Below are 25,081 nucleotides of genomic sequence, written 5' to 3' on the forward strand. Positions count from 1 at the left end.
TAGCAATGTCTGATGTTCTGATGCCCCGCCTGTCGGATTCGATGGAGGAGGGGACGGTCGTACGTTGGTTGAAGGCCGACGGCGACGAGGTGAAGCGCGGCGAGGAGTTCGTGGAGATCGAGACCGACAAGGCGATAATGGCCTACGAGTCAGATTTCTCGGGTCGCCTGTCGGTGGTCGTTCCGGAGGGTTCGACCGTTCCGGTCGGGGGCCTCATCGGCCACGTGGGCGACGCCGTTCCGGCGGCCGACGAGCCGAATGCGGCAACGCAAGCGCGGCCATCCGCGCCGGCCGGCGGCCGGACAGAGTCTGCCTCTGCGGCGACCGCTGACGTGGCGGTGGCTGTGCACTCGAATTCAGACGGCAGGGGTCCTCGCAAGGCATCGCCGCTGGCGCGGCGCACCGCCGCCCGGCTCGGTGTCGACATCACTGCCGTCAACGGGTCGGGGCCATACGGACGGGTACTGAAGCAGGACGTTCTGGAGGCTGCGCGGGGGGCCGACGCTACGCAGCCGCAGACCGCCGCCGGCCAGCCCGTGCCACCACCTGCCGCATTGGGTGCTCCCACGCTGCAAGCGATGGGTTCCACCCAGAAGCTGATCGCCCGGCGCATGACCGAGTCGCGGCGCACCATCCCCGAGTTCACGCTTGAGGTCGACGTTGACATGGGCGCCGCGCTATCGCTGCGCGAGCAGCTCAGGCAGCTCGCCGATCCACCGCCCTCCATCAACGACATCATCCTCAAGGCCTGTGCCGTCGCGTTGCGTCGCCACCCCCGTGCCAACGGAAGCTTCGCCGACGACCACTTCGTGCTTCACGACGAGGTCAACGTCGCCTTCGCGGTGGCAGCAGCGGACTCTCTCGTTGTTCCCGTGATCAGCCACGCCGATCGCAAGGGCATCGCCGAGATCGCGCGGGAGAGTCGCGCACTGGCGGAGCGGGTCCGCTCGCGCACGATCGCTGCGTCGGAGCTGGAGGGCGGCACGTTCACCGTGTCGAATCTGGGCATGTTCGGCATCGACCGGTTCCAGGGGATAATCAACGCGCCCCAGGCCTGCATCCTCTGTGTCGGCGCCGTTCGCGACAGGCCCATCGCACGGGATGGTGCGCTGCAGATAGCGCCGATGCTCTCACTCACGCTCGCGAGCGACCACCGCATCCTCTACGGCGCCGATGCAGCGCTGTTCCTGTCAGAGATTCGCCAGCTGCTGGAGGCTCCGCTCCGGATGCTCGCCTGAGGTCAACGGGGCGAGGCCAACAGCGTTCTACTGCTGCGGAGCCGGGCCGCAGCTGCCGCGTGGGATATAGCGTGTCGGCATGACGACCTCCTGCGGCTCGGTCGTGTGGTCGCGGACGTGGGTGAGCAGCAGCTCTGCCGCCACCTCGCCGATCGCCACCAGATCCCGCTCGACAACGCTGATCGGCGGTCTGTAGACCTTTGCCACGGCGATGTCGTCGTAACCGACGAACGACAGCTCGTGGCCGAGCTCCAATTCGCGCTGGCTGATCACCTGCAGCGCTCCGGCCATGATCTGGTTGCTTCCGGCGATCAACGCTGTTGGCGGCTCCGGCAGGTCGAGCATCTCGGCGGTCGCCCGTGCGCCGTGTTCCTCTGAAAACAGGCCGTTGCGGGCGATCAGCGCTCGGGGGTCGAGCCCATGGCTGGCTAGTACGCGCTCCGCGGTCTCCAGGCGCTGTCGTGTTGGACGGACGTCGGGACCGCCGACGAATCCGATTCTCCGGTGCCCAAGCCTCAGCAGGTGTTCGACGGCCGCGGACACGCCCGCGGCGTGGTCTGAGACGACCTTGCTCGCGTGGATCCGCGGCGGCAGGTCACGCTCGATGACCACGAGCGGCACCGTGAGGTTTGCCAGTGCGGCGAGTGTGGGTTCGTGCGTCTCGCTCACCAGCAGCACGATCAGCCCATCTGCCCGACGCTGCTCCAGAAGCTCGATGTTCTGACGATCCAGCTCGGGGTCGACCAGCGAGTTGGTCAAAAGCATCGAGTAGTCGTTCTCGCGCAGCCTGACTTCGGCACCGCGGGCGATCTGGGCAGACAGTGGGTTTGAGATGTCGCCGGCGACAAAACCGATGGACAGCGACGCACGGCTGCGCAGGCCCTGAGCGAGGAGGTCGGGCTTGTACCCGAGCTCGGCGACTGCCGCCATCACCTGCTCGCGCATCTCCTCGCTCACATCGGGATGGCCAGAGAGTGTCCGTGACACGGAGGAGATCGCCACACCTGCGCGTTCCGCGACCTCACGCATGCCGACACGACGACGTCTGGTCGGCCGCTGCACACCGTTGTGGTTCGCGTCGCCACGGTCACCCGCGCTCGCGTGAAGATCCTCCATCAGTGCTGATGGTAACGATTCTGGAACACTTGCGGTAGCTGTTGGCCCAGGCTATGTCCACCGCTACGCTTGCTGATAGGTCCGGCTGCGCCCGCCCCCCTGCCGGTCGTCGGTCCGTCCGCTGCCAAACGCTCAGGCGGTAGCTCTTTGACCGCCGCAGGCGGCGCGCACGGCATCGGCCACCTGGGCGATTGCCGCGTTGGCCTCATCAATCCGAGCGGGCAGGCGTATGAACCCGTGAAACATGCCCGGGTAGCGGCTGTGCACCGTCTGAACGCCCGCCGCACGTAGGCAATCCGCATAGGCCTCCCCCTCATCGCGGAGTGGGTCGCATGCGGCGGTGATCACCAGAGCCGGCGCGAGCCCGCTTAAGCTGGCGGCCTGTAGCGGTGAGTGATCGACCGCCGGTGTCTGCTTGGGACCACTCAGATACGTTCGCCAGAACCAGCGCATCTCCGCTTGAGTAAGTGCCCCCAGGTCGTTGAACGCCGCATAGGAGGCGGTGTCAAAGGAGTGGTTGGTGACCGGATAGATGAGCACCTGCAGCCGCAGCTCAAGGCCCGCGTCGCGTGCTCGCAGCGCGACCGAAGCAGCCAGCTGCCCACCGGCGCTGTCACCGCCCACGGCGACGTGGTCCCACCGCTGCGCGGTCCAGCGTGTGACCGACCAAGCGTCCTCGATGGCTGCGGGGAACGGGTGTTCCGGAGCGAGGCGGTAGTCGGCGCTGACCACCGTCTGGCCACTGTGTGCGGCGAGTGCGCGGCACAGCCTGTCGTGTGACCGCACGCTGCCCAGAGCCCAGCCACCACCGTGCAGATAGACGAGCGCACCGCTGGTGGGGGCCTCGGTCGGCCTGTAAACGCGGACCGGTAGGCCAGCCGCGTCCTGGTCCTCGATCGCTGCTACTTCTGGCGCTTGGCCGAACAGTGCGTCCGCGCCACGGTCGAGATCGGCGCGTGTCTGCGCGATCGGTACCTCCCAGATGGGTGGCAGATGCTGGGCACGACCCTCCGCCAGGAACGCGGATGCCTGATCGGTGAGCATGACGAGATCGTAGGTGGCTGGCACGCAGCGCCGCGGCAGCGGCTGATCAGCTCCGGTTGATCTGCTCGAGCACGTCGAACGACCACACCTCGCTGGCGGAGCCCACCGGCCCTTCGGACCTGTGCTGGGCGTGGCCGGCCCCGAAGTCGGCGCTGTGCACCCATGCCTCGAAGTCCTGCTCAGACCGCCAGCGGGTCAGGACGAGATGCACATCGCGCCCGTCGTTGGGTGAGAGCAGCTCGAAGCCCTCGAAGCCGGTGGCCTGCTCGACGCGCCCGGCGCGGCTGGCGAAGCGGCGCGCGAACTCCTTCGAACGGTCGGGCGCGACAGTTATCGCGTTGATCTTGACGATGCTCATGGCCAGCCTCCATCTGAGTTGGTGTGCGCAATCCCGTCAGGGTGACACGCATGGGGCCCGGGGCTGCGCCTCCAGCCCGGCGGTGCTAGAACACGGTTGATGACAAAGCGCGTGATCGTCACCGGTGCCAGCGGCAAGGCGGGGAGCGTGGTTGCACGCGACCTGCTGGAGCACGGCTACGAGGTGCGCAATGTCGATCACCGGCCCGGGCCAGGCTCGTCCGGCCCTGACGACGCGGTGCCGCTGCTGCTGGCCGACCTCACCGACTACGGCCAGACGATCGAGGCGCTGGGAGACGGCGCGTGGGGCCGGCGGCCCGATGCGATCGTGCACTTCGCGGCGATCCCCTCGCCCGTGCACGCGACAGCGGCCGAGGTATTGCGCGTCAACGTCACCTCAACCCACGCGGTGTTTGCGGCAGCCGCGGCTCTGGGTGTCAAGAGGGTTGTCTGGGCCTCGAGCGAGACGACGCTGGGGCTGCCCTTTGACCGTCCGCCCGACTACGCCCCCGTCGATGAGGCGCACATCTACCCCGAGACCAGCTACGCGATGTCGAAGGTGCTCGGCGAGGAGCTGGCACGGCAGTTCAGCCGCATCGCCGGAATGACGGTCATCGGGCTGCGACTGTCGAACGTCATGGTCCGCGCCGATTACGAGCGCTTCCCGAGCTTCTGGGACGACCCGCAACTGCGCAGATGGAACCTCTGGGGCTACGTCGACGAGAGCCACGTCGCGCAGAGCGTCAGGCTCGCGCTCGAAGCCGATCTGACCGGCGCCGATAACTTCATCATCGCCGCCGCCGACACCGTGATGAAGCGCCCGAGCCGCGAGCTGATGGCCGAGGTGTTCCCCGGCGTGCCTGTCGCAGCCGACGTGGATGGCGTTGACACGCTGCTCAGCATCGCCCGCGCCCGCGCGGTGCTCGGCTACGACCCGCGCTTCAGCTGGCGTGAGCTCTACTGAGGCGCGACCGTGGTTCTCGAGCGTGCGATCATCGAGGTGAAACCAGGGTCTGAGCCCGCGTTCGAGGCCGCGATCGAGCAGGCAAAGCAGGTGATCGCGCAGGCGGGCGGGTTTCGCTCCCTGACGCTGCGCCGCGGCATCGAGCGCTCGTCCACCTACCTGCTGCTGGTCGAGTGGGACACGCTTGACGACCACATCCAGGGCTTTCGGGAGTCTGAGCTGTTTGGGCGCTGGCGCGAGCTGATCGGAGCGCATTTCGCCTCCGCACCAGAGGTTGAGCACTTCGGGGAGCCGGTGGCGACGCTCTGAAGTGGCTCGCCGGGTCCTGATGCGGCCCGCTCGGCGAGACCGGTAGGCATGCGGCGACGCGAACCGGCGTGCAACGGTACGCTCCGCATGCAACCCGTTTGGCTGGTGGTCGTCGATGGAGGGGCCTGAAGGCAAGTGGCGCAGATCGTTTCGTTGAGCGAGGCCGTTGAGGCCACGGTGCAGGATGGCGCGAGCGTCGCGCTGGAGGGTTTCACGCACCTGATCCCGTTCGCCGCTGGCCACGAGGTGCTGCGCCAGGGGCGTAGGGAGCTCGAGCTGATCCGGATGACCCCGGACATTCTCTATGACCAGATGATCGGTGTCGGCGCGGCCCGCAGGCTCGTGTTCTCCTACGGCGGCAACCCCGGTGTCGGCTCGCTGCACCGTTTTCGTGATGCGGTCGAGCACGGTTGGCCACGGCCGATCGAGGTCGAGGAGCACTCTCACGCGGGGATGGCCAACCGCTATGTGGCGGGCGCGTCCAGGCTGCCGTTCATGGTGATGCGTGGCTATGAGGGCACCGATCTGGCGGCGCACACCAACGTGGCGACGGTCATCTGCCCGTTCACGGGGGAGCAGCTCGCGGCCGTGCCGGCGCTCAACCCCGAGGTGGCGATCGTGCATGCGCAGGAGGCCGATCGCGACGGCAACGTGCAGCTTTGGGGGATCCCCGGAGTGCAGAAGGAAGCGGTGCTCGCGGCCCAGCGGTCGGTGGTCACCGTGGAGCGGATCGTCGACGAGCTCGAGCTCCGCCCCGGCGGGGTCGTGATTCCCGGCTGGGTGATCGATTACGTTGCTCCTGCCCCCGGCGGCTCGCTGCCGTCATACGCGCTCGGAATCACCGAGCGCGACAACGACTTCTACCGGGAGTGGGATCTGATCAGCCGCGACCGCGAGCACTTCCAGGCGTGGATGTCCGAACAGGGTCTTCTGGGGTGAGCTGGTGAGCGTCGATTACACAAACGGCGAGCTTCAGACCGTGGTGGCGGCACGTTCGCTGGCGGGGAAGCGCTCGTGTTTCATCGGTGTTGGTCGTCCTTCCACGGCGGCCCTGCTGGCACGGATGGTCCACAACCCCAGGCTCGTGCTGGTGTATGAGTCCGGCACGATCGGCGCCAAGCCCTATCACGTGCCGCTCTCGATCGGTGATGGCGAGCTTGCGCAGACAGCCGACCTGGTTGTCTCGGTGCCCGAGATGTTCAACTACTGGATCGGCCCAGGGCGGGTGCAGGTCGCGTTCCTCGGCGCCGCGCAGATCGACCCGCAGGCGAACCTCAACTCGACCGTTATCGGTGACTACGAGCATCCCCGGACACGGCTGCCGGGTGCCGGCGGCGCGCCGGAGATCGCGACCGGATGCGCGGAGGTGGTGGTGATCGCCCCGCACTCCAAGCGCACGTTTGTGCAGCGGCTCGACTTCAAGACCACGCGCGGCGAGCGCACGACGCTGGTGATCACCGACCTGGGAGTGCTCGAGCCCCGCGATGGTTCGCTGTGTCTGACCGCCGTGCATCCGGGCGTGAGCGTCGATGAGGTGCGTGAAAACACGGGCTTTGAGCTTGCGGTCAGTGAGAGCCTGAAGGTGTCGGAGCCGCCGAGTACCAAAGAACTAAACGCGTTGAGGGAGCTGGCATCCAGATGAGCACCACGAACGAGCAACCAGACACCGACACCGACGGTGTGCGCCGGATCTATGACCCGGTCGCGGACACGCCGCTGCGTTACCGCCGCGACCCTCCCGAAGCGCACCCCTCACTGGACTACCCGCCCTACAAGTCAACGCAGCTGCGCCATCCGAAGGAGCCGCTGGTCTACCTGCCGCACACCGTTACCGAGATCACCGGGCCGCAGCTCGACCGCACGCTGGCGCTGAAGGAAACCGACCATGACCTGACCGTCCAGGCCCAGGGGGAACCGATCGGTGAGCGGATCATCGTCTCCGGGCACGTCTACGACACCGAGGGCAAACCGCTGCGCGACACGCTGGTCGAGATCTGGCAGGCCAACGCCGCGGGTCGTTACGACCATCGCTGGGACCGCTGGGCAGCGCCGCTTGACCCGAACTTTCATGGGGCCGGGCGTTGTCTGACCGACTCAGAGGGTCGCTACGAGTTCACAACGATCAAGCCCGGCCCGTACCCGTGGGGCAACCACTACAACGCCTGGCGGCCGGCGCACATCCACTTCTCGCTGCTCGGACGCGCGTTCACGCAACGGTTGGTGACGCAGATGTACTTCCCCGGCGATCCGTTTTTCCCCTACGACCCGATCTTCAACTCCGTACGGGACGAGCGGGCGCGCGAACGGATGATCTCCACTTTCAACATCCACCAGACACGGCCGAACTGGGCGCAGGCGTTCAACTGGGACATCTACCTGCGCGGACCGGCATCCACCCCGTTCGAGGAAGCGTTCTAGGAGGCCGTTTTCAGATGATCTTCGAGGTGACACCCTCACAGACGGTCGGTCCGTACTTCGCGATCGGTGTTCCGTTTCCTGGCGGCAACCTGATCGTGCCGGACGGCACGCCCGGCCAGATCCGCATCGCCGGCAGCATCTACGACGGCCACAACGAACCGATCCCGGACCACGTGATCGAGTTCTGGCAGCCCGACGGCGACGGGCACTTCGCCGATATCTGCGGCTACGGCGAGCAGTCAACGCTCCCCGGCTTCCGCGGCTTCGGGCGCTACGGGATCGAGGACGGTGACGGCAGCTATGAGATCGTGACCGTCAAACCCGGTCGCGTCCCGGGCCCCAACAACGGTCCGCTCCAGGCCCCGCACATTGACGTGACGCTGATGGCGCGCGGCATGCTGCACCGTGTGGTGACCCGCATCTACTTCGAGGACGAGGCCCAGGCCAACGCCGAGGACCCGGTGCTTGCCAGCGTTCCCGCCAGCCGGCGGGATACGCTGATCGCGTCCGCCACCCCCGACGGCTACCGCTTCGACATCCATCTGCAGGGCCACGGAGAGACCGTCTTCTTTGACATCTGAGCTGTTTGCCGGCACCTATGCCCGCGGCGGCGCCGCGGCGGCAGTCAGCGCCGAGGCGTGGGTGCGAGCGATGGTCGACGCCGAAGCGGCGCTCGCGGCGGCGTGCGTCGCGGAGGGCCTGATCGCCCCGGTAGCCGGCCAGGCGATCCTCGCAGCCGTCAGACAGGGTCCGCTCGAGCTGGAGGCGATCACCGCCTCCGCCGGTGAGAACGCCACACCCGTGATCGCGCTGGTCGCACAGCTGCGCGACCGGGTCGGCGAACGCCACGCCGACGCAGTGCACCTCGGCGCCACCAGCCAGGACATCCTTGACACCGCCATGATGCTCATCGCGGGCCGCGCGAGCGAGCCGATCCTCGCCGATCTGCGCGCCGCGGCCGCTGCCGCGGCGCGCCTTGCGGCCGAGCACCGCCAGACGCCCGTGCTCGGGCGAACGCTGATGCAGGCGGCGTTGCCGACCTCGTTCGGACTGGTCGCGGCCGGCTGGCTCGAGGGCCTGCGCCGTGCCACCGCCGAGCTCGAGCGGGTCCGCGCGAGCGAGCTGGCGGTGCAGATGGGCGGGCCGGTCGGGTCGCGGGCGCCGCAGGTGGCCGCCCGGGTGGCCGCGACCCTGGGGCTGTCAGAGCCGCTCCTGCCCTGGCACACCGAGCGCACGCGGATCGCCGCCCTGGCGGCCGCGCTCGGAGCGGTTGTGGGCGCGGCCGCGAAGATCGCCCGTGACGTGACGCTGCACGCCCAGAGCGAGGTCGGTGAGCTGCGCGAGGCAGCCGCCGCCGGACGCGGCGCGTCCTCCGCGATGGCGCACAAACGAAACCCCGTCGCCGCCGTGTCGGTGATCGCCTGCGCCAAGCGCGTCCCCGGGCTGGTCGCAACCATCTTCGCCGCGATGGAGCAGGAACAGCAGCGCGCCGCCGGCGCCTGGCAGGCCGAGTGGGGCACGCTCGGCGAGCTGCTCACGCTCACCGGGTCGGCGGCCGCCTGGCTTGCGGACCTGCTCGGCGGCCTTGAGGTGGATACTGAGCGGATGCGCACAAACCTCCAGGCGGCTGCCACACCGGGGGTTGCGGCGGGCGCTGCGCCGGAGCCGGCACTCGCCGCCGCAGCCGAGCTCGTCGACCGCGCGCTGGCACGGGGGTCGGCGTGAGCGCGGTGGCCCTCCACCACGAGGTGCACGGCCCCGCGCAGGCGCCCGTGCTGCTGCTCGCCGGCTCCCTGGGCACAAGCCTTGCGATGTGGCAGCCACAGCTGCAGGCGCTCACGGACCGCTTTCGCGTGATCACCATCGACCACCGCGGCCACGGCACCTCACCGGTGCCGCCCGCGCCCTACACGATCGCCGAGATGGGCGGGGACGTGCTGGCGCTGATGGACGCACTCGGCGTCGAGCGTGCCACCTCCGCCGGACTCTCGATCGGCGGCATGGTCGGCATCTGGCTGGGCGCCCACGCGCCCGAGCGACTCGAGCGACTGGTGCTGATCTGCACCTCCGCCTACGCGCCACCGCCCGAGCGCTGGCTGGAGCGCGCCGCTGCCGTGCGCGCGGCCGGGACCGCGGAGGTTGTTGCCGACGCCGTGGTGGCACGCTGGTTCACCCCCGGGTGGGCAGCGGCCCACCCGGGGGAGGTTGCGGCTCATCGGGCGATGATCGCCGCCACCGATCCGGAGGGCTACGCCGGCTGCTGCGAGGCGATCGCGGCGATGGACCAACGGGCCGATCTGCCGCAGATCCGCGTGCCCACGCTCGTGATCGGCGCGCTCGAGGACGAGGCTCTGCCGCCGGAGCATCAGCGGCTGATCGCCGACCAGGTGCCGGGGGCGCGGCTCGAGCTGATCGCCGACGCCGCCCACATCGCCAGCGCGCAGCAGCCCGCGGTGGTCAGCGCGCTGATTGCCGGGGCCTGAGCCGCCCACTACTGTTGTCGGGCGATGAGCACAAGCGACGAGCTCTACGAGCAGGGCATGGAGGTTCGCCGCGCGGTCCTCGGCGAGGAGCACGTCGAGCGCGCCGCCCAGGCCGCGACCGAGTTCAGCGCCCCCTGGCAGGAGTTCATCACCCGTCACGCCTGGGGTGCGGTGTGGGCGCGCGAGGGGCTCGACCGCCGCACCCGCAGCGTGATCACGCTGACCGCGCTGACCGCGCTGGGGCGTGAGCGCGAGATCGCGATGCACGTGCGCGCGGCGCTGCACAACGGGCTTGCGCCGGAGGAGATCGCCGAGGTGCTGATTCACACCTCCATCTATGCGGGTGTGCCGACCGCCAACGCCGCGTTTGCGATCGCAGCCCAGGTGCTCGCAGAGGAGGCTTCAGGCGGGGAGTCCGGCTAGCTGCAGGTGTCCATGAGCGAGACCCGCGACGAGCTACTGTTGCAACGCCTGTCGGAGCCGTTCGAGCGACTCGGAGAGGTGTCGCGGGGCCACCCGCTGCTCACCGACCTCGTGCTCGCGCTGGGCACGGCGGTCACGAGCATGACCGAGCTGGCGATTCAGCATCGCCTGACGCCGGCGATGCTCGGCTTCTGTCTGGCGCTCTGCCTGCCGCTGTTGCTCTGTCACCGGGCGCCCCTGGTCGCCTATGGGGTCGTGGCCCTGGTCGCGCTGACGCAATGGCTTGTGTCAGAGCCTCAGCTCGCCGACGGGGCGGTGCTGATCGCCCTGTACTGGGTCTGCCTGGGGAGCGATCTCTACGCGATCGTCGGGGCGGTGGCGGCCACCGAGATCGGGGCGGCGATGCTGGCGCTGCGCTGGGAGGCGCAGGAGTTCAAGTACTGGGTGGGTGTGACGGGGCTCACGGTTGCGGCGGCCGCGCTCGGTCTCGTGATCCGTCAGCGCCGCCAGTTGCTCGCCTCCCTCCAGGAGCGGGCGGCGCGGCTCGAGCGTGAACGCGACCAGCAGGCGGAGCTCGGGGCGGCGGCGGAGCGTGCCCGGATTGCGCGCGAGATGCATGACATCGTCTCGCACAACCTGACCGTGATGATCGCGCTGGCGGATGGTGCCCACTACGCGCTGGCGGACTCGTCCGCTGAAGCAGCCGGAGCGGTCCAGCGGATCTCCGCGACCGGCCGCCAGGCGCTCGGCGAGATGCGGCGCCTGCTCGGGGTCCTGCACGGCGAGCCGGAGCGCGGGCCGCTCGAGCCGCAGCCGACGCTCGAGCGTCTCGACGATCTCTGTGCCCGTGTCCGCGCGGCCGGGGTGCCGGTCAGCGTGCGCCTCGACGGAGACCCGCGCAACCTTTCGCCTGGGGTGCAGCTGACCGTCTTTCGCGTTGCCCAGGAGGCGCTGACCAATACGCTCAAGCACGCCTCGCGGCCAACCACGGCGCAACTGGCGCTGCGCTGCGCGGAGGGCGAGGTGGAGCTTCTCGTCAGCAACACCGGTGGCGGCGACGGCTGGGTCGCGGACGCCGCGCCCCTGCCGGCGCCGCAGCGCAACAGCGGCCGCGGCGTCCTGGGGATGCGCGAGCGCGCCAACGCCTATGGCGGCACCCTGGAGTGCGGGCCGGCGTCGGGTGGCGGCTGGCTGGTGCGCCTGTGTCTGGCAGCCGACGCGGCTACCGCCCAGCGTGACGGACATACACCGGCCTCGATGACCAGAGAACTGGAGCCGGCGAGATGAGCATCTCGGTGCTTCTGGCCGACGACCAGGAGCTGATGCGTATGGCCTTCCGTATGGTGCTCGACAGCCAGCCTGACATGAAGGTGGTGGGCGAGGCACGCGATGGCAATGAAGCGGTGGCGCAGGTGCAGGCGCTCAGCCCCGACGTCGTGCTCATGGACGTGCGCATGCCCGACCTCGATGGCATCGAGGCCACACGCCAGATCGTCGACTCCGGCAGTGATGCGTGCGTGATCATCCTCACCACCTTCGACCTGGACGAGTACGTCTACGCCGCGCTGCGCGTGGGCGCAAGCGGCTTTCTGCTCAAGGACGCCCAACCCGCCGAGCTGCTGTCCGCCGTGCGCGTCGTTGCCAGCGGCGACGCGGTGGTGGCGCCCAGCGTCACGCGCCGCCTGCTCGACGCCTACGCCCACCGCCTGGTGGCACCAGGCGAGGATCCCGACCGGCTGCTGCCAGCCGCGCAACGACAGCGTCTCGGGCTGCTCACCGCCAGGGAGCAGGAGGTGATGATGCTCGTCGCCCGCGGCCTTTCAAACGGCGAGATCGCCCAGACGCTGGTGCTGTCGGAGGCGACGATCAAGTCCCATGTGGGCCACATCCTGGCCAAGCTCGAGCTGCGCGACAGGGTGCAGATCGTCGTCTTCGCCTACGAGTACGGCCTCGTGGTACCGGCCCGGCGCTGAGCGCCGCACCTGTCCTGGGCCGCGGCGCCTTCGCATAGGCGCAACCTAACGCTCACCTTTCACGAAGATCAGCCTGTCAAGCTGGCTTCAGGCTTCGGAGGGAGGCGTTATGCGGTTGTCGGGTGCAGTGCTGCTGGTTATCGCCGAGCGCGCCTCATGCGCGCGGCGGGGCTGTCGACTCGCGTACGACCAACCTCGTGGCCAGCTCCACGTGCAGCGCCTCGATCCGCTGGTTCTGCAGCAGCCTGACCAGCTGCGAGACCGCCATGCGCCCCATCTCCGCCAGCGGCTGGCGCACGGTCGTCAGCGGCGGGTGCATGATCGACGCCTCGTAGGTGTCATCGAAGCCAACCACCGAGATGTCCTCGGGTGCCCGCAGGCCATGCTGGCGGATCGCCTGCAGCGCGCCGATCGCCAGCATGTCGTTGAAGGCGAAGATCGCCGTCGGTGGTTCGTCCAGGGCCAACAGCTGCTGGGTTGCCAGGCGCCCGCCGTTGTCGCGGAAGTTGGAGTCGATCTGCAACTGCGGGTCGGGGGTGACGCCCGCCTCTGCGAGCGCGCCGCGGTAGCCGCGCAGCCGCTCCTCGGTGGCGATCCAGTTTTGCGGGCCGGTGATCGCCGCGATCCGCCGGTGGCCGAGGCCCAGCAGGTGCTCGGTCGCCTCGCGCGCGCCCGACAGGTGCGAGGCGGAAACCGTCGGCGCCCGCTCGTCGGGGGTCATGCGCGGGTCGATGATCACAAACGGGTAGCCCTGCTCCTGCAGCGCTGCCAGCTCCTCCTGGTCCTCCTCGGGCAGGATCAGGATCGCTCCGTCGGTTGTGCCGTGGCGCAGCCGCTGCAGCAGCGTGACCTCGCGGTCGTGCTCGTGCAGTGTCGGGCAGAGCACCATGGGGATTTCGTGCTCGTAGAAGGCCTCGCCGACGCCGGCCAGGATCTCGGAGAAGTAGGAGTGGTGGATCAGCGGCAGCGTGACGCCAACCAGGCCGCTGCGCATGCCCGTCAGCGGCGGCCGGGTCACCGAGTAGCCGTGCTCGGCGACGACGCGCAGCACGCGTTCGCGGACGGCATCCGAAACCTCCGGGCGGCCGTTGATCACGCGCGAGACGGTCGCCGGCGAAACGCGTGCCAGGGCCGCGATGTCCCGGATCGTCGGGCGTCCATGGCCGTTGCCGACTGTTGTGATGTCCGTCACGAGCCGTATTCAATCACATCTGAAACAGTTTCAGAAAACTTTTCGCTTGACATCTCAGAAACGTTTCAGCTAGCGTTGCAGCCAGAGAGGTGGAGAGGCACTGACTTTCATCGCTAGACGACTGGCCTTCTATGCCGTGGCCGTGTGGGCCGCGGTGTCGATCAATTTCATGATCCCGCGGCTGATGCCCGGTAACGCGATCGACTCCGTGCTCGGCAGGTTCCAGAACCTCACGCCCGGCGTTGTCAAATCGCTCGAGGTTGAGTTCGGCTTCCACCCCAAGGGCTCGATCTTCAGCCAGTACATCCAGTACTGGAACGACGTCATCCACTTCAACCTCGGCGTCTCAACCAGCCAGTACCCGACCCACGTCTCGACGATCATCGGCCAGACGCTGCCCTGGACACTGGCGCTGGTGGGCGTTGCGACAGTGCTCAGCTTCACGATCGGCACGCTGCTCGGCATCGTCGCCGGGTGGCGGCGTGGCGGCTGGCTTGATCGCGTCATGCCCGGGCTCACCGTGTTGCAGGCGATGCCGTACTTCTTCCTGGCGCTGCTGGTCATCTACCTGTTCGCGATCAAGCTCAACTGGCTGCCCTACGGCCAGGGCTACCAGCTCGGCCTGACCGAGGGCTTCAACTGGCCGTTCATCTCGAGCGCCGTCACCCACTCGATCCTGCCCGCGATCACGATCATCGCCACCACGATCGGCGGTTGGATGCTGCAGATGCGCAACGTCATGCTGACAACGATCTCCGAGGACTACGTCCTCGTCGCGCAGGCCAAGGGGCTCTCGACGCGTCGCGTGATGTTCACCTACAGCGCGCGCAACGCGATCCTCCCCAACATCGCCGGCTTCGCGCTGGCGCTGGGGTTCGTTGTCGCGGGCGCCCTCGTGATGGAGATCGTCTTCTCCTACCCCGGCATCGGCCTGACGCTCTACAACGCCGTCACCTCCAACGACTATCCGCTCACCCAGGGGATCTTCCTGGTGATCTCGCTGGCCGTCCTGACCGCGTCACTGCTCGCGGATGTCGTCTACGCAATCGCCGACCCCCGCGCCCGCTCACGGAGCGCCTTCTGATGAGCACCGCGACGCTCACCCCGAGCCCCACCCGCGCCGCGACGATCGGCGGCTGGCCGCTGGCGTTCCTGCGCGGCGTGCTGGCGACCTGGCGGCGCCTGCCGCTGAAGGCCAAGATCGGCATTACGATCCTCGTTCTCTTCATCCTGGTGGCGATCTTCGGCCCGGCGCTGGCACCGTATAACCCCAACACGACCACCACGCAGTCTGTGCCCGAGGCGCCGAACATCCATCATCTGTTCGGCACCGACTCGAGCGGTGGCGACATCCTCTCCCAGATGCTCACGGGGACACGTTCGACCGTGATCGTCGGGCTGGTCACCGGAGTGGTGGCCACCATCCTGTCGGTGCTGGTGGGGATCGCCGCCGGCTATCTCGGAGGCTACGCGGATGAGGGGCTCTCGCTGTTCTCAAACATCGTCCTGGTGTTGCCGGTGCTGCCGCTCTTGATCGTCATCCTCGCCTACGAGCCGCACTCCGGCTCGACCGTGACGATCGCTTTGCTGAGTGCGCTCGGCTGGCCCTGGGGGGCGCGCGTGATCCGTGCCCAGACGATGTCGCTACGCAACCGCGACTTCGTGCTCGCTGCCCGCGAGGTGGGCGAGCCAGCCTGGCGGATCATCGTCTTTGAGCTGATGCCCAACCAGATCGGGCTGATCGCCGCGAGCTTCGTCGGGACCGTCCTGTACGCGATCCTGACCTCGGTGGCGCTCGCCTTCCTCGGGCTCACCAACCTCTCCGTTTGGAGCCTCGGTGTGATTCTCTACTGGGCGCAGAGCGGCAGCGCGGTCGAGCTCGGCGCCTGGTGGTGGTACGTGTTCCCCGGGATGGCCGTGGCCTTCCTCGGGATGAGTCTCGTGCTGATCAACTTCGGCTTGGACGAGCTCTCAAACCCGCGTCTGCGCGCCTCGCGGAGCATGCGCAAGCTCGGGCGTCGCAACTGGCGTCCGGCCGACCCGACACCGGTGATCCTCGATTACGCGGAGCTGAACCGATGAGCACGGCCAGCGATCCCACGGCCGCGGCGCTGACCGAGGTCCGGTCCACCGATCAGCTGCGCACCGGTCCCGCTGGACCGGTGCTGGAAATCCGCGGGTTGGACATCGCCTACCGCTCCGATCTCGGTGACGTCAGGGCCGTGCGGGGCGTCGACCTGGCCCTGCATCCGGGCAAGGTCGTCGGACTCTGTGGCGAGAGCGGCTGTGGCAAGTCGACCCTGGCATACGGTGCCGTCCGGCTGCTGCGCCCGCCCGCGATCGTCACCGGCGGCAGCGTCGTCTACCACGGCAAGCGGCTCGAGGACCGCCATCCCGGCGGGTTCGACGTTCTGGCCGCGAGCGATGCGGGCCTCAAGGAGCTGCGCTGGCGTGAGATCGCGATCGTGTTTCAGAGCGCGATGAACTCGCTCAACCCGGTGCTGCGCGTGGAGGACCAGATCATGGACGGCATCCGCGCGCACATGAAGATGGGCCACGAGCAGGTCCACGAGCGCGCCCGCGAGCTGATCGAGATGGTCGGCATCGAGCCCGAGCGCCTGCGGGCCTACCCACACGAGCTCTCCGGCGGCATGCGCCAGCGGGTGATGATTGCGATGGCGCTCTCCGTCGACCCCGAGGTCGTGATCATGGACGAGCCCACGACGGGCCTCGACGTGATCGTCCAGAAGGAGATTCTGCGCGAGGTGCTGGAGCTGAAGGCGCGGCTGGGCTTCTCGGTGCTGTTCATCACCCACGACCTGTCGCTGCTGCTCGAGGTCGCCGACCAGGTGGTGGTGATGTACGCCGGCCAGGTGGTGGAGACGGCACCAACGATCGAGGTGCGCACCGGCGGCACGCACCCCTACACCCGCGGCCTGCTCGGCTCCTTCCCACGCCTGCGCGGCCCGCGCGTCCAGCTCACCGGCATACCGGGCGCCCCACCCGATCTGCGCAGCACCGCGGCTGGCTGCCCCTTCCAGCCGCGCTGCGCCTTTGCCAGGGACGCCTGCGCTACGGTCGACATGGTGCTCGCGCCGGTGGCCGGGGCTGCAGCCGGACACCTGAGCGCCTGCCCGTTCGTCGCGCCGGGAGAGCCGCTGCCGGCCAGCGCGATCGCGATCAACAGCCCAACCGGCGTCGGCTCCGACCCGGGCACGGAGGGCTCCGAGCTGGTGCTCTCCGGCGTCGATCTGCGCAAGGACTACGGCGGCGGCCGCCGCGGTGTGGTCTCAGCGGTGAAGGGCGTCTCGCTCGATCTGCACCGCGGCCGGGTGGTCGCGCTGGTCGGTGAGAGCGGCTCGGGCAAGAGCACGATCGCCAAGCTGCTCGCCGGGCAGGAGCGGCGCTCCGGCGGGCACATTCTGCTTGACGGCAAGGAGATCGAGCCATCGCGGCGCGGCGAGTTCCGCCGCTACAAGAGCGAGGTGCAGATGGTCTTCCAGGACCCGTTCGCTTCGCTGAACCCGCTGCACACCGTGCGCTACCACCTGCAGCGAGCGCTCTCGGTTCATTCCGTGCGCACCGGCCGCAAGCCGACGGTTACCGAGATCGACCGGTTGCTTGACCAGGTGAAGCTCAACCCGGTTGAGAAGTTCCGCGACGCCTACCCGCACGAGCTCTCCGGCGGCCAGCGCCAGCGTGTGTCGATCGCCCGTGCGCTGGCGGCCGAGCCGCGGGTGCTGCTCGCAGACGAGCCGGTCTCGATGCTTGATGTCTCCATCCGCCTGGAGATTCTCGACTTGATCGCGGAGCTGCGGACCAAGTTCCGCCTTGCGATCCTGTACATCACCCACGACATCGCCTCGGCGCGTTACTTCGCCGATGAGATCCTGGTGATGAACCGTGGGGAGATCGTCGAGCGCGGCCCTGCCGAAGCGCTCGTGCAGAACCCCACGCATCCCTACACCCAGCTCCTGATCGCGTCCTCGCCGGACCCGGACACGTTCGCGTCCGAGGTGCCGGGGCAGGCGGCCATGTTCGTCCGGGACGGTCTGGCAAAGGAGGTCGCCTCGGAGTAGACGAGGAGATATGGGTTGGCGCCCTCGCCGGGAGCGAGGACGCCCAAACCCTGCCAGTGCAGTAACCCGCGCCGGTCCACAGACCTGTGGCGCGGATGCAGTTGACCAGCAACTAACTATGTATCAAAGGAGGGGGTGCTCGCTTCATGAAGCGAATCCTCAACAAACGTTCCGTACAGGCGGCCGTTGCGACGGGAGCCATCGTCGTCGGTGGCTCTGCGGGGGCGATCTTCGCCACCGCCGGCTCGGCGACCGCAGCCGTTCACGCCAAGGCAGCCAGCAGCTCGGTGCTCACGGTGGAGTCAAGCCCGGTCGGTCAGGCCAACGGCTTCAACCCGTTCGTCCCGACCTCGGCCTCGTCGATCGTCGGCGCCACGTCGCTGATCTACGAGCCGCTGTTCCAGGCCGACATCCTCAAGCCGGGCAAGTACTACCCGTTCCTGGCCACGAGCTACAAGTGGGGCGCGGGCGGCAGGTCGATCACGTTCACGATCCGCAGGGGCGTGAAGTGGTCAAACGGCACGGCGTTCACGCCGGCCGACGTCGCGTTCACGTACAACCTGATCAAGCACAACCCCGCCATCAACGGCAGCGGCCTCACGATCTCGGGCGTCTCGATGCGCGGTGACACCGTCACCCTGCACTTCCCAACGCCCCAGTACGCGAACTTCCAGAACATCGCAGGCGATGTCTACATCGTCCCGCAGTCGATCTGGCAGAGCGCCGGCAATCCGTCGACCTACGCCGACACAAGCCCGGTCGGCACCGGCCCGTACACGGTGTCGAGCGTCGGCGCCAGCGGCGTCGTCATGACCGCCAACCCCAAGTACTGGGGCGGCCCCTTCGGTGGCCACGGTGCTCCGGCGGTGAAGACCGTCGAGTTCCCGACGCTGTCGAGCAACACCTCGGCGCTCGCGGCGCTTGACACCGGCCAGGTCGATTGGGCCGGCAACTTCATCGCCGACCCCAAGCAGGCGTTCGCGGGCAAGCCGCTGACGTTCTGGTCTCCGCCGCTGAACACCAATTCGCTCGAGCCGAACCTGCACGAATGGCCGACCAACCAGCTGGCCGTCCGTCAGGCGATCAGCCTGGCGATCAACCGCAAGGCGATCGCCTCACAGGGCGAGTCCGGCACCGAGCCGATCGCGACCAACTCAAGCGGTCTGACGCTGCCGGTGTTCAACCAGTTCCTGGCGCCGAGCGTCAAGGGCGCGGCCTACCACATCAGCCCCAAGGCCAACGCGAGGGCGGCTGAGAAGGTGCTGGAGAAGGCCGGTTACAAGAAGGTCGGCAAGTGGTTTGCGCTGCACGGCAAGATCGTGAAGCTGTCGGTCACCGACCCGACCGCCTACAGCGATTACGCGCACGACGACCAGATCGTCGCCGCTGACCTGAGGGCCGCTGGCATAGACGCCACCGCCGTCGGGCTGGCTGTGAACACCTGGAACAGCGACATGGCAACCGGCAACTTCCAGTTGACCATGCACTGGTCCAACACCAGCGTCGCGCCGTATCAGCTGTACGACGGCTGGCTGAACAGCACGCTGGCCACCAAGTCAAACCGCGCAGGTAACTACGAGGGCCTGCACAACGCCGCGATTGACCGCGATCTGAAGAAGCTCGCGTCGGCCGGGACGATCACCGCGCAGCGCAATGCCCTGGCCCCGATTGAGCAGTTCGTGGCCAAGAACCTGCCGGTCATCCCGACCGTCTACGGCGTGTCGTGGGGCGAGTACAACACCAGTGCGTTCACCGGCTGGCCGACCCCGTCAAACGAGTACGAGTCGGCGCAGCCTGCGACCCCGACCAACGAGGTTGTCGTTCTGCACCTGCGGCCCAAGAGCTGAAGCCGAGCTTCGAGCTCTCAGGTCACACGGGGATCCCGGCGCCCGCCACGTGCGGGCGCCGGGATCGCCCCGGTCTTCTCTTCCCTCATCCACAACACTAGGTCTTAGGAGCAGCTGCAGATGAACAGCCTCACGTCCGGAGGCTCGCAGGACGCACGGCGCTTTCCGGAGGGCTTCGTCTGGGGGGTCGGCACGTCCTCCTACCAGATCGAGGGCGCCGTCGATGAAGATGGCCGTGGCCGGTCGATCTGGGACACCTTCGCCCGCACGCCGGGCAAGGTCAACCGCGGTGACACCGGCGACATCGCCTGTGACTCCTACCACCGCCTGGACGACGACATCGCCCTGCTTGAAGGGCTCGGCGTGGGCGCCTACCGCTTCTCGGTCTCCTGGCCGCGCGTGCTGCCGGGCGGCAGTGGTCCGGTCAACCAGGCCGGTCTGGACTACTACCGTCGGCTCGTTGACGCCCTCGTGCAGCACGGGATCAAACCGGTAGCCACCGTCTATCACTGGGACCTGCCGCAGGCGCTCGAGGATCGCGGCGGCTGGGCAAGCCGCGACACGGCGCTTGCCATGGGCGAGCTCGCCGGAGCGCTGGCGGAGGCGCTCGGCGATCAGGTCGCCATGTGGATCACGATCAACGAGCCGCTGCAGACCGTTCAGCAGGGTTATCTCAACGGCACGCACGCCCCTGGGCGCCGGGACCCCGCGCTGGCCGCCGCGGCGATCCATCACATCATGCTCGCGCACGGGTACGCGACGGCGGCGCTGCGCGCGGGCGCCTCGGGAGCGATCGTGGGCCCGACCATGGACACGCAGCCGTTCAACGCGCTGGACGAGGACGCGACCGCCGTGGCGCTCGCGCTGGACGCCGAGTACAACCGCGTCTACCTCGACCCCGTGCTGCGCGGCAGCTACCCCGCCGACCTGCGCGCCGACCTGATGCCGCCCGACGAGCTCATCCAGGATGGCGACATGGCGCTGATCTCCGCTCCGATCGACTTTCTCGGCCTGAACTACTACCGCCCGCACTACCTGCGCAGCGGCGATTGGGCGGATCTCAGGCTCGGCGAGCACCCGGTGGCGGGCTGGCCCGGTGCAGTGCACTACATGCCGCCAGACCTGCCTCGCACCGTGATGGGCTGGGCGGTCGTGCCCGAGGGCCTGCGGGATGTGCTGATCCGGCTGGACCGCGAATCCGGCGGCCTGCCCATCTACATCACCGAGAACGGCTGCGCCGCCGACGACTACATCACGCCGGAGGGCACGGTCGACGACCACGAGCGCATCGCCTACATTCACGGCCATCTGGAGGCGGTGCTCGAGGCGCTGGCCGCCGGCGTGAACGTGGCTGGCTACTTCCACTGGTCGCTGATGGACAACTTCGAGTGGGCCGAGGGCTACCGACGCCGCTTTGGCCTGCACTACGTCGAGTTCGGCTCGGGTCGACGCCTGGCCAAACGCAGCGCTGCCTTCTACCGCGAGGTCGCTATCACTAACACGCTCGTGCCCGAGCCAGCACTGGCTGCGCCGGGTCGCGCCTTGGCCGACTCCGGCCAGCGCGGCGGCGACGCCGAGCTCCCCGAGGCTCCCGCGGCCGTTTGAACGGCCGCTGTGGCGGTGCGGTCCTCCTCTCTCTCCGCACCGATCGCCGGCACGGCGGACCTGCGGGTCCGCCGTGCCGGTCAAAATCTGCCGAAATCCTTAGCCGGATCGGCCGCCGGGACGCAATAATGTCCAGCATGGGTGCGCAGCCGACGGATCCCTACGCCGTGCTGGGGGTTTCACCTGGTGTCTCTGACGTGGAGCTGCGACGTGCCTACCGGGAGCTCGTCAAGCGCCACCACCCCGATCACAATGGCGGCTCCGCCGGTTCGGCGGCCCTGTTCGCGCGTATCCAGACCGCCTACTCGACGATCGTCGAGCGCCGCCGGGTCGAAGGCCTGCCGATGCCTGGGGCGCAGTCGACGCCGGCCAGCCGGCCCGCTGCGGCGCGACCGCCGCGGCCGCGCGCATACAGCGGCTCCCCGGATGAGAGCCTCGAGCAGCGGATCGCACGCCTGGAACGCGAGCTCGCGGCCAAGCGCCTGGCCCAGCGCCAGCAGGCCGAGGCACAGGCGAAGTTCGCGCAGGCGCAGTTCGCCCGCGCGGCGGCTGCGCGCGCTGCCGCCCGCACAGCCGCACAGCCCGACCCTCAGGCGCGCCATCCGACGCAGGAGGAGCTCGGCATCTACACGACCGACGACAGCTTCACCAAGATCATCGACGACGCCACCCAGCAGGTGGGCGAGCACCTGCGTCAGTCCGACCCCAAGAAGCAGTTCACGCGCCGGCTCGCTGACCTCTTCGGCCGCGACCGCTGAGCTTCAGCCGCTGACGCTTGGCGCTGCGCGTTCCCGGGCGCCGGGGATGCTGACGCGTCTCGCGGTCGCGGCCCACGCCAGCAGCGCCAGGAGCGAGACGCCCGCGCCGAGCGCGCAGACGGCGCCCCAGCCATCGGCGGCATAGAGCGCGCCCGTGAAGGCCGAGCAGACGATCCCGCCCAGGAAGTAGGCGCTCATGTAGGCCGTTGTGATGCGGCTGCGGGCGTCGGGGTCCAGTCGGTAGATCGCACTCTGGTTGCCGATGTGGGCGCCCTGCACGCCCAGGTCGAGCACCATGATCCCGAGGATCAGCACCACCACCGACCGTGCTCCGAGCGCCAGCAGCAACCAGCTTGCGAGCAGCGAGAGCAGCGTGATGGTTGTGGCCAGGCGGCCGCGCTCGCGGTCAGCCATGCGGCCGACCACCTGCGCCGCACTCGCGCCGGCGACCCCGGCGAGCCCGAACAGCCCGATCACGGCGTTGCCGTAGTGGTAGTGGCTTGAGTGCACCCCGGAGAGCAGAAACGCAAGCGAGGTCCAGAGGATGCTGAAGGCTCCAAAGGCGCAGGCTCCGAGCAGCATACGCTGGCGCAGCAGCGGTTCGTCTGAAACGAGTTTGAGCACCGAACGCAGCGCCGTGCCATAGGGGAGGTCCGAGGTCGGTGCGACGCGAGGCAGGGCGCGGTGCAGCAGCAGCGCCAGCGCGACCATCACGGCCGCGGCGGTGGCGAACACGATGCGCCAGCCGAACAGCTCGGCGACGATGCCGCTGAGCGTGCGCGAAACGAGGATCCCGATCAGCAGGCCGCTCATCACGGTGCCGACCACCTGGCCACGCTCGTGCTCGGCCGCCAGGTGCGAGGACATCGGCACGATCACCTGTGCCACGAAGCTCGCGACCCCAACGAACAGGGTTGCCGCCGCGAACACGGCGAGACCCGGGGCCGCGGCTGCCACCGCCTGACCGAGCGCGAGCGCGATCATGCCGGACACGATCAGACGCCGGCGCTCCATCAGGTCACCCAGCGGCACAAGGAACACCAGGCCGAGCACGAACCCTGCCTGCGAGACGGTCACGAGCAGCCCGGTGGTGCCGGCGCCGACCGCGAACGCGCGCCCGAGCGTGTGCAGCAGCGGCTGTGCGTAGTACATGTTCGCGACCGAGGCCCCGGTGGTGCAGGCCAGGAGCAGCACCATCCCACGGCTGAGCCCGCCGTCCGCCCCGGCGCGGTCCGCCGCAGCGCTGACCGGGTTTGGGCTCACACGCGCACGCGCGCCTGTAGGAGCTGATCCTCGCGGCGCACCAGTTTCACGCGTGGGCGTCCCGCCGGCTCGCCGAGCGCGCGCTCATGCGCGTCGATTGCCTCCCAGCCGGCGTAGTCGATGATGTGCAAGCCGCGGGCCCGCAACTGCTCGATGAGGGCCTCCGGTTGCTGGGCGGTCTCGGGCAGCCGCCCGGCGTGAAAGTCCTCGAGCAGGCGGCTGGTCGTCTCCTGCGCGCACTTCTTGTTGGTGCCGATCACGCCCGACGGACCACGCTTGATCCAGCCGGCTGCATAGAGGCCCGGGAGCGGCTGGCGGCTTGAAGCGTCGAGCACCCGGCCGCCGTCGTTGAGCAGCGTCCCGCGCCGCTCGTCGAACGGGATGCCGGGGAGCGGCACGCCGACATAGCCGACGGCGCGCAGCACGAGGCTCGCCTCGATCCGCTCGTTGATCCCGGTCGGCATGGCCTTCAGGCTTCCGTCCGGGGCCAGCTCGAGCGCTGTGCGCTCGGTCACGATCGCCTCCACCCGTTGTTCGCCCTCGATCGCGACCGGCGCCCGCAGGAAGCGCAGCGCGATCCGCCGCGGCTTGCCCTGTGGCGCCTTGGCCGCGTAGGTGCGCAGCGTCTCGAGGTTGCGCTGGACGGTCTGCTCGGCCGACTCAAGCGCGGCCGCGCTGGCCGGGTCAAGCTCCAGGTCCTCCGGGTCGACGATCACATCCGCCAGCTCGAGATCGGCCAGCTCCCGCAGCTCCGGGTTGGTGAAGGCCGCCTGCACCGGGCCGCGCCGACCGAGCACGATGATCTCCTCGATTTGCGAGCTGCGCAGGCGCTCAATCGCGTGGTCGGCGGTGTCGGTCTGGCCAAGCTCATGGGCGGAGAGCGCGAGCATGCGCGCGACGTCGAGTGCGACGTTGCCGTTGCCGATCACCACCGCGCGGCGGCCCGACAGGTCAAAGTCCAGGTCGGCGTAGTCCGGATGGCCGTTGTACCAGGCGACGAAGTCGGTGGCCGACTCGCTGCCAGGCAGGTCCTCTCCCGGAATACCGAGCCGCCGGTCGCCGGCGGTACCGACGGCGTAGAGCACGGCGTGGTAGGCGCTGGCCAGCTCGGCGTGGCTTACGTCGCTGCCGACCTCGACGTTGCCGTGGAAGCTGAAGCCCGGCATGCGCGCGGTCCGCTCGAACACGCGCGTGACCGACTTGATCTTGGGATGGTCGGGCGCGACGCCGAAGCGCACGAGACCCCAGGGTGTCATCAGGCGGTCGTACATGTCGACGCGCACGACCGGGTCGCTGCTTGAGAGCAGCTGTCCGGCCGCGTAGAAGCCAGCCGGGCCGGCCCCGACGATGGCCACCCGCAGCGGGTGCTCGGCGCTGCCTAGTACGTCACTCATAGAACTGAGGTTATCCATGCGGGGCTCTGCTCGCCGGCCGTGCTCGCCCGCCGGGGCCGGGCCAGATGGGCGTCAACATATACTTCACCCCACTACCTCTACAAGGAGCCGGCGCGTGCAGGAGATGGTGATCTACGGCGTGAGCTTCGACATGGTCGGCAAGCAACCGATCGTTCTGCTCAAGACGGTCGGCAGCAACAAGTTCCTGCCGATCTGGATCGGGCACCCCGAGGCGGCCGCGATCCTGATGAAGCTGCAGGGCGCCTCGAGCCCACGGCCGCTGACCCACGATCTGCTCGCCGATCTGCTCGGCGAGCTCGATGTCGAGTGCACGCGTGTGCTGGTCACCGAGCTGCGCGACAACACCTTCTACGCGTCGATCAGCCTGCGTGCGGGTGGCCGCGAGCTGGAGGTCGACTCGCGGCCCAGTGACGCGCTGGCGCTGGCCGTCCGTGCCGGAGCCCCGATCTTCGCCGCCGACGAGGTGATCAGCGAGTCGGCGATCGAGTTCGAGCACGAGGTCGAGGACACCGAGGAGGTGGTGGAGAAGTTCAAGAGCTTCCTCGACACGGTCAAGCCCGACGATTTCCTCGGCGAGGAGTAGTCCCCCGCAGCGCT

The 25,081-nt window shown here is 68.7% G+C and carries 25 protein-coding genes; 19 read left to right on the forward strand and 6 right to left on the reverse strand.

The genetic code is table 11. The features are described 5' to 3' along the window. The first annotated feature begins 5 nt into the window (after positions 1-5). Positions 6-1,238, forward strand: coding sequence for a dihydrolipoamide acetyltransferase family protein (locus M3M54_RS12405; RefSeq protein ID WP_249019361.1), 1,233 nt, complete (start codon positions 6-8; stop codon positions 1,236-1,238). A gap of 27 nt (positions 1,239-1,265) precedes the next feature. On the opposite strand, the gene M3M54_RS12410 is transcribed toward M3M54_RS12405, so the two are convergent. From M3M54_RS12410 to M3M54_RS12420, 3 genes are all read right to left on the reverse strand, one after another. Further along, positions 1,266-2,354 (reverse strand): LacI family DNA-binding transcriptional regulator, encoded by a 1,089-nt coding sequence (locus tag M3M54_RS12410; protein WP_249019362.1) that lies wholly within the window; start codon positions 2,352-2,354, stop codon positions 1,266-1,268. A 132-nt stretch (positions 2,355-2,486) separates the two neighbouring features. Then, entirely contained in the window at positions 2,487-3,398 is a 912-nt protein-coding gene (locus M3M54_RS12415; protein ID WP_249019363.1) for an alpha/beta hydrolase, read from the reverse strand. 46 nt (positions 3,399-3,444) lie between these two features. Further along, positions 3,445-3,756, reverse strand: a complete 312-nt coding sequence (locus tag M3M54_RS12420; RefSeq protein ID WP_249019364.1) for an antibiotic biosynthesis monooxygenase — start codon at positions 3,754-3,756, stop codon at positions 3,445-3,447. Positions 3,757-3,855: 99 nt separating this feature from the next. Between M3M54_RS12420 and M3M54_RS12425 the strand changes: the two genes are divergently transcribed. The 11 genes from M3M54_RS12425 to M3M54_RS12475 all read left to right on the forward strand — a co-directional run bounded on the left by M3M54_RS12425 (position 3,856) and on the right by M3M54_RS12475 (position 12,325). Next, complete coding sequence (locus tag M3M54_RS12425) at positions 3,856-4,719, forward strand: NAD(P)-dependent oxidoreductase (protein WP_249019365.1); 864 nt, start codon at positions 3,856-3,858, stop codon at positions 4,717-4,719. Positions 4,720-4,728: 9 nt separating this feature from the next. After that, a complete protein-coding gene (locus M3M54_RS12430) occupies positions 4,729-5,028 on the forward strand; it encodes an antibiotic biosynthesis monooxygenase (protein WP_249019366.1) in 300 nt (99 codons plus the stop codon). Positions 5,029-5,163: 135 nt separating this feature from the next. Then, entirely contained in the window at positions 5,164-5,967 is an 804-nt protein-coding gene (locus M3M54_RS12435; protein ID WP_371878584.1) for a CoA transferase subunit A, read from the forward strand. Between the two features lie 4 nt (positions 5,968-5,971). Further along, complete coding sequence (locus M3M54_RS12440) at positions 5,972-6,670, forward strand: CoA-transferase subunit beta (RefSeq protein ID WP_249019368.1); 699 nt, start codon at positions 5,972-5,974, stop codon at positions 6,668-6,670. Continuing rightward, a complete protein-coding gene (gene pcaH / locus M3M54_RS12445) occupies positions 6,667-7,446 on the forward strand; it encodes a protocatechuate 3,4-dioxygenase subunit beta (RefSeq protein WP_249019369.1) in 780 nt (259 codons plus the stop codon). The genes M3M54_RS12440 and pcaH overlap by 4 nt, the downstream gene beginning before the upstream one ends. A gap of 14 nt (positions 7,447-7,460) precedes the next feature. Beyond that, a complete protein-coding gene (pcaG, locus tag M3M54_RS12450; protein ID WP_249019370.1) occupies positions 7,461-8,027 on the forward strand; it encodes a protocatechuate 3,4-dioxygenase subunit alpha in 567 nt (188 codons plus the stop codon). Further along, a complete protein-coding gene (locus tag M3M54_RS12455) occupies positions 8,017-9,171 on the forward strand; it encodes a lyase family protein (protein WP_249019371.1) in 1,155 nt (384 codons plus the stop codon). The genes pcaG and M3M54_RS12455 overlap by 11 nt, the downstream gene beginning before the upstream one ends. Further along, positions 9,168-9,929 carry a 3-oxoadipate enol-lactonase gene (pcaD, locus tag M3M54_RS12460; RefSeq protein WP_249019372.1) on the forward strand — a complete coding sequence of 254 codons (762 nt, stop codon included), beginning with the start codon at positions 9,168-9,170 and terminating at the stop codon, positions 9,927-9,929. The genes M3M54_RS12455 and pcaD overlap by 4 nt, the downstream gene beginning before the upstream one ends. A gap of 24 nt (positions 9,930-9,953) precedes the next feature. Then, positions 9,954-10,352 (forward strand): 4-carboxymuconolactone decarboxylase, encoded by a 399-nt coding sequence (gene pcaC / locus M3M54_RS12465; RefSeq protein WP_249019373.1) that lies wholly within the window; start codon positions 9,954-9,956, stop codon positions 10,350-10,352. A 12-nt stretch (positions 10,353-10,364) separates the two neighbouring features. Then, complete coding sequence (locus tag M3M54_RS12470; protein WP_249019374.1) at positions 10,365-11,639, forward strand: sensor histidine kinase; 1,275 nt, start codon at positions 10,365-10,367, stop codon at positions 11,637-11,639. Then, positions 11,636-12,325: a response regulator transcription factor gene (locus M3M54_RS12475; RefSeq protein ID WP_249019375.1), complete on the forward strand. Its 690-nt coding sequence runs from the start codon at positions 11,636-11,638 to the stop codon at positions 12,323-12,325. The genes M3M54_RS12470 and M3M54_RS12475 overlap by 4 nt, the downstream gene beginning before the upstream one ends. A gap of 154 nt (positions 12,326-12,479) precedes the next feature. On the opposite strand, the gene M3M54_RS12480 is transcribed toward M3M54_RS12475, so the two are convergent. Further along, positions 12,480-13,517, reverse strand: coding sequence for a LacI family DNA-binding transcriptional regulator (locus tag M3M54_RS12480; RefSeq protein WP_249019376.1), 1,038 nt, complete (start codon positions 13,515-13,517; stop codon positions 12,480-12,482). 100 nt (positions 13,518-13,617) lie between these two features. On the opposite strand from M3M54_RS12480, the gene M3M54_RS12485 reads away from it, so the two are divergent. The 6 genes from M3M54_RS12485 (at position 13,618) to M3M54_RS12510 (ending at position 21,806) form a co-directional block, all read left to right on the forward strand. Beyond that, positions 13,618-14,601, forward strand: coding sequence for an ABC transporter permease (locus tag M3M54_RS12485; RefSeq protein ID WP_371878669.1), 984 nt, complete (start codon positions 13,618-13,620; stop codon positions 14,599-14,601). Then, positions 14,601-15,599: an ABC transporter permease gene (locus M3M54_RS12490; RefSeq protein ID WP_249019378.1), complete on the forward strand. Its 999-nt coding sequence runs from the start codon at positions 14,601-14,603 to the stop codon at positions 15,597-15,599. The genes M3M54_RS12485 and M3M54_RS12490 overlap by 1 nt, the downstream gene beginning before the upstream one ends. Continuing rightward, positions 15,596-17,596, forward strand: coding sequence for an ABC transporter ATP-binding protein (locus M3M54_RS12495; RefSeq protein WP_249019379.1), 2,001 nt, complete (start codon positions 15,596-15,598; stop codon positions 17,594-17,596). Before M3M54_RS12490 ends, M3M54_RS12495 begins: the two co-directional genes overlap by 4 nt. 146 nt (positions 17,597-17,742) lie before the next feature. Next, positions 17,743-19,443 carry an ABC transporter substrate-binding protein gene (locus tag M3M54_RS12500; protein WP_249019380.1) on the forward strand — a complete coding sequence of 567 codons (1,701 nt, stop codon included), beginning with the start codon at positions 17,743-17,745 and terminating at the stop codon, positions 19,441-19,443. 120 nt (positions 19,444-19,563) lie between these two features. Next, complete coding sequence (locus M3M54_RS12505; protein ID WP_249019381.1) at positions 19,564-21,048, forward strand: GH1 family beta-glucosidase; 1,485 nt, start codon at positions 19,564-19,566, stop codon at positions 21,046-21,048. A gap of 137 nt (positions 21,049-21,185) precedes the next feature. Beyond that, positions 21,186-21,806 (forward strand): J domain-containing protein, encoded by a 621-nt coding sequence (locus M3M54_RS12510; RefSeq protein WP_249019382.1) that lies wholly within the window; start codon positions 21,186-21,188, stop codon positions 21,804-21,806. 3 nt (positions 21,807-21,809) lie between these two features. Here M3M54_RS12510 and M3M54_RS12515 read toward each other — a convergent pair whose 3' ends face one another. Together M3M54_RS12515 and M3M54_RS12520 are read right to left on the reverse strand one after the other, a co-directional pair. After that, entirely contained in the window at positions 21,810-23,069 is a 1,260-nt protein-coding gene (locus tag M3M54_RS12515) for an MFS transporter (protein ID WP_249019383.1), read from the reverse strand. After that, a complete protein-coding gene (locus tag M3M54_RS12520) occupies positions 23,066-24,463 on the reverse strand; it encodes an FAD-dependent oxidoreductase (protein ID WP_249019384.1) in 1,398 nt (465 codons plus the stop codon). The genes M3M54_RS12515 and M3M54_RS12520 overlap by 4 nt, the downstream gene beginning before the upstream one ends. A gap of 124 nt (positions 24,464-24,587) precedes the next feature. Between M3M54_RS12520 and M3M54_RS12525 the strand changes: the two genes are divergently transcribed. Next, positions 24,588-25,067 carry a bifunctional nuclease family protein gene (locus tag M3M54_RS12525; RefSeq protein ID WP_249021778.1) on the forward strand — a complete coding sequence of 160 codons (480 nt, stop codon included), beginning with the start codon at positions 24,588-24,590 and terminating at the stop codon, positions 25,065-25,067. Positions 25,068-25,081 lie beyond the last annotated feature (14 nt).

Origin of the sequence: Conexibacter sp. S30A1 (assembly GCF_023330665.1) — a bacterium.
In the GTDB taxonomy this organism is placed as follows: Bacteria; Actinomycetota; Thermoleophilia; order Solirubrobacterales; family Solirubrobacteraceae; genus Palsa-465.

Excerpts from the sequence above, each read along its gene's own strand:
- pcaH (WP_249019369.1), top strand. The coding sequence starts at position 6,667 with ATGAGCACCACGAACGAGCAACCAGACACCGACACCGACGGTGTGCGC.
- M3M54_RS12510 (WP_249019382.1), top strand. The coding sequence starts at position 21,186 with ATGGGTGCGCAGCCGACGGATCCCTACGCCGTGCTGGGGGTTTCACCT.
- M3M54_RS12470 (WP_249019374.1), top strand. The coding sequence starts at position 10,365 with ATGAGCGAGACCCGCGACGAGCTACTGTTGCAACGCCTGTCGGAGCCG.
- M3M54_RS12490 (WP_249019378.1), top strand. The coding sequence starts at position 14,601 with ATGAGCACCGCGACGCTCACCCCGAGCCCCACCCGCGCCGCGACGATC.
- M3M54_RS12495 (WP_249019379.1), top strand. The coding sequence starts at position 15,596 with ATGAGCACGGCCAGCGATCCCACGGCCGCGGCGCTGACCGAGGTCCGG.
- pcaC (WP_249019373.1), top strand. The coding sequence starts at position 9,954 with ATGAGCACAAGCGACGAGCTCTACGAGCAGGGCATGGAGGTTCGCCGC.
- M3M54_RS12505 (WP_249019381.1), top strand. The coding sequence starts at position 19,564 with ATGAACAGCCTCACGTCCGGAGGCTCGCAGGACGCACGGCGCTTTCCG.
- M3M54_RS12420 (WP_249019364.1), bottom strand. The coding sequence starts at position 3,756 with ATGAGCATCGTCAAGATCAACGCGATAACTGTCGCGCCCGACCGTTCG.
- M3M54_RS12415 (WP_249019363.1), bottom strand. The coding sequence starts at position 3,398 with ATGCTCACCGATCAGGCATCCGCGTTCCTGGCGGAGGGTCGTGCCCAG.
- pcaG (WP_249019370.1), top strand. The coding sequence starts at position 7,461 with ATGATCTTCGAGGTGACACCCTCACAGACGGTCGGTCCGTACTTCGCG.
- M3M54_RS12410 (WP_249019362.1), bottom strand. The coding sequence starts at position 2,354 with ATGGAGGATCTTCACGCGAGCGCGGGTGACCGTGGCGACGCGAACCAC.
- M3M54_RS12475 (WP_249019375.1), top strand. The coding sequence starts at position 11,636 with ATGAGCATCTCGGTGCTTCTGGCCGACGACCAGGAGCTGATGCGTATG.
- M3M54_RS12425 (WP_249019365.1), top strand. The coding sequence starts at position 3,856 with ATGACAAAGCGCGTGATCGTCACCGGTGCCAGCGGCAAGGCGGGGAGC.
- M3M54_RS12500 (WP_249019380.1), top strand. The coding sequence starts at position 17,743 with ATGAAGCGAATCCTCAACAAACGTTCCGTACAGGCGGCCGTTGCGACG.
- M3M54_RS12405 (WP_249019361.1), top strand. The coding sequence starts at position 6 with ATGTCTGATGTTCTGATGCCCCGCCTGTCGGATTCGATGGAGGAGGGG.
- M3M54_RS12525 (WP_249021778.1), top strand. The coding sequence starts at position 24,588 with ATGGTGATCTACGGCGTGAGCTTCGACATGGTCGGCAAGCAACCGATC.
- M3M54_RS12520 (WP_249019384.1), bottom strand. The coding sequence starts at position 24,463 with ATGAGTGACGTACTAGGCAGCGCCGAGCACCCGCTGCGGGTGGCCATC.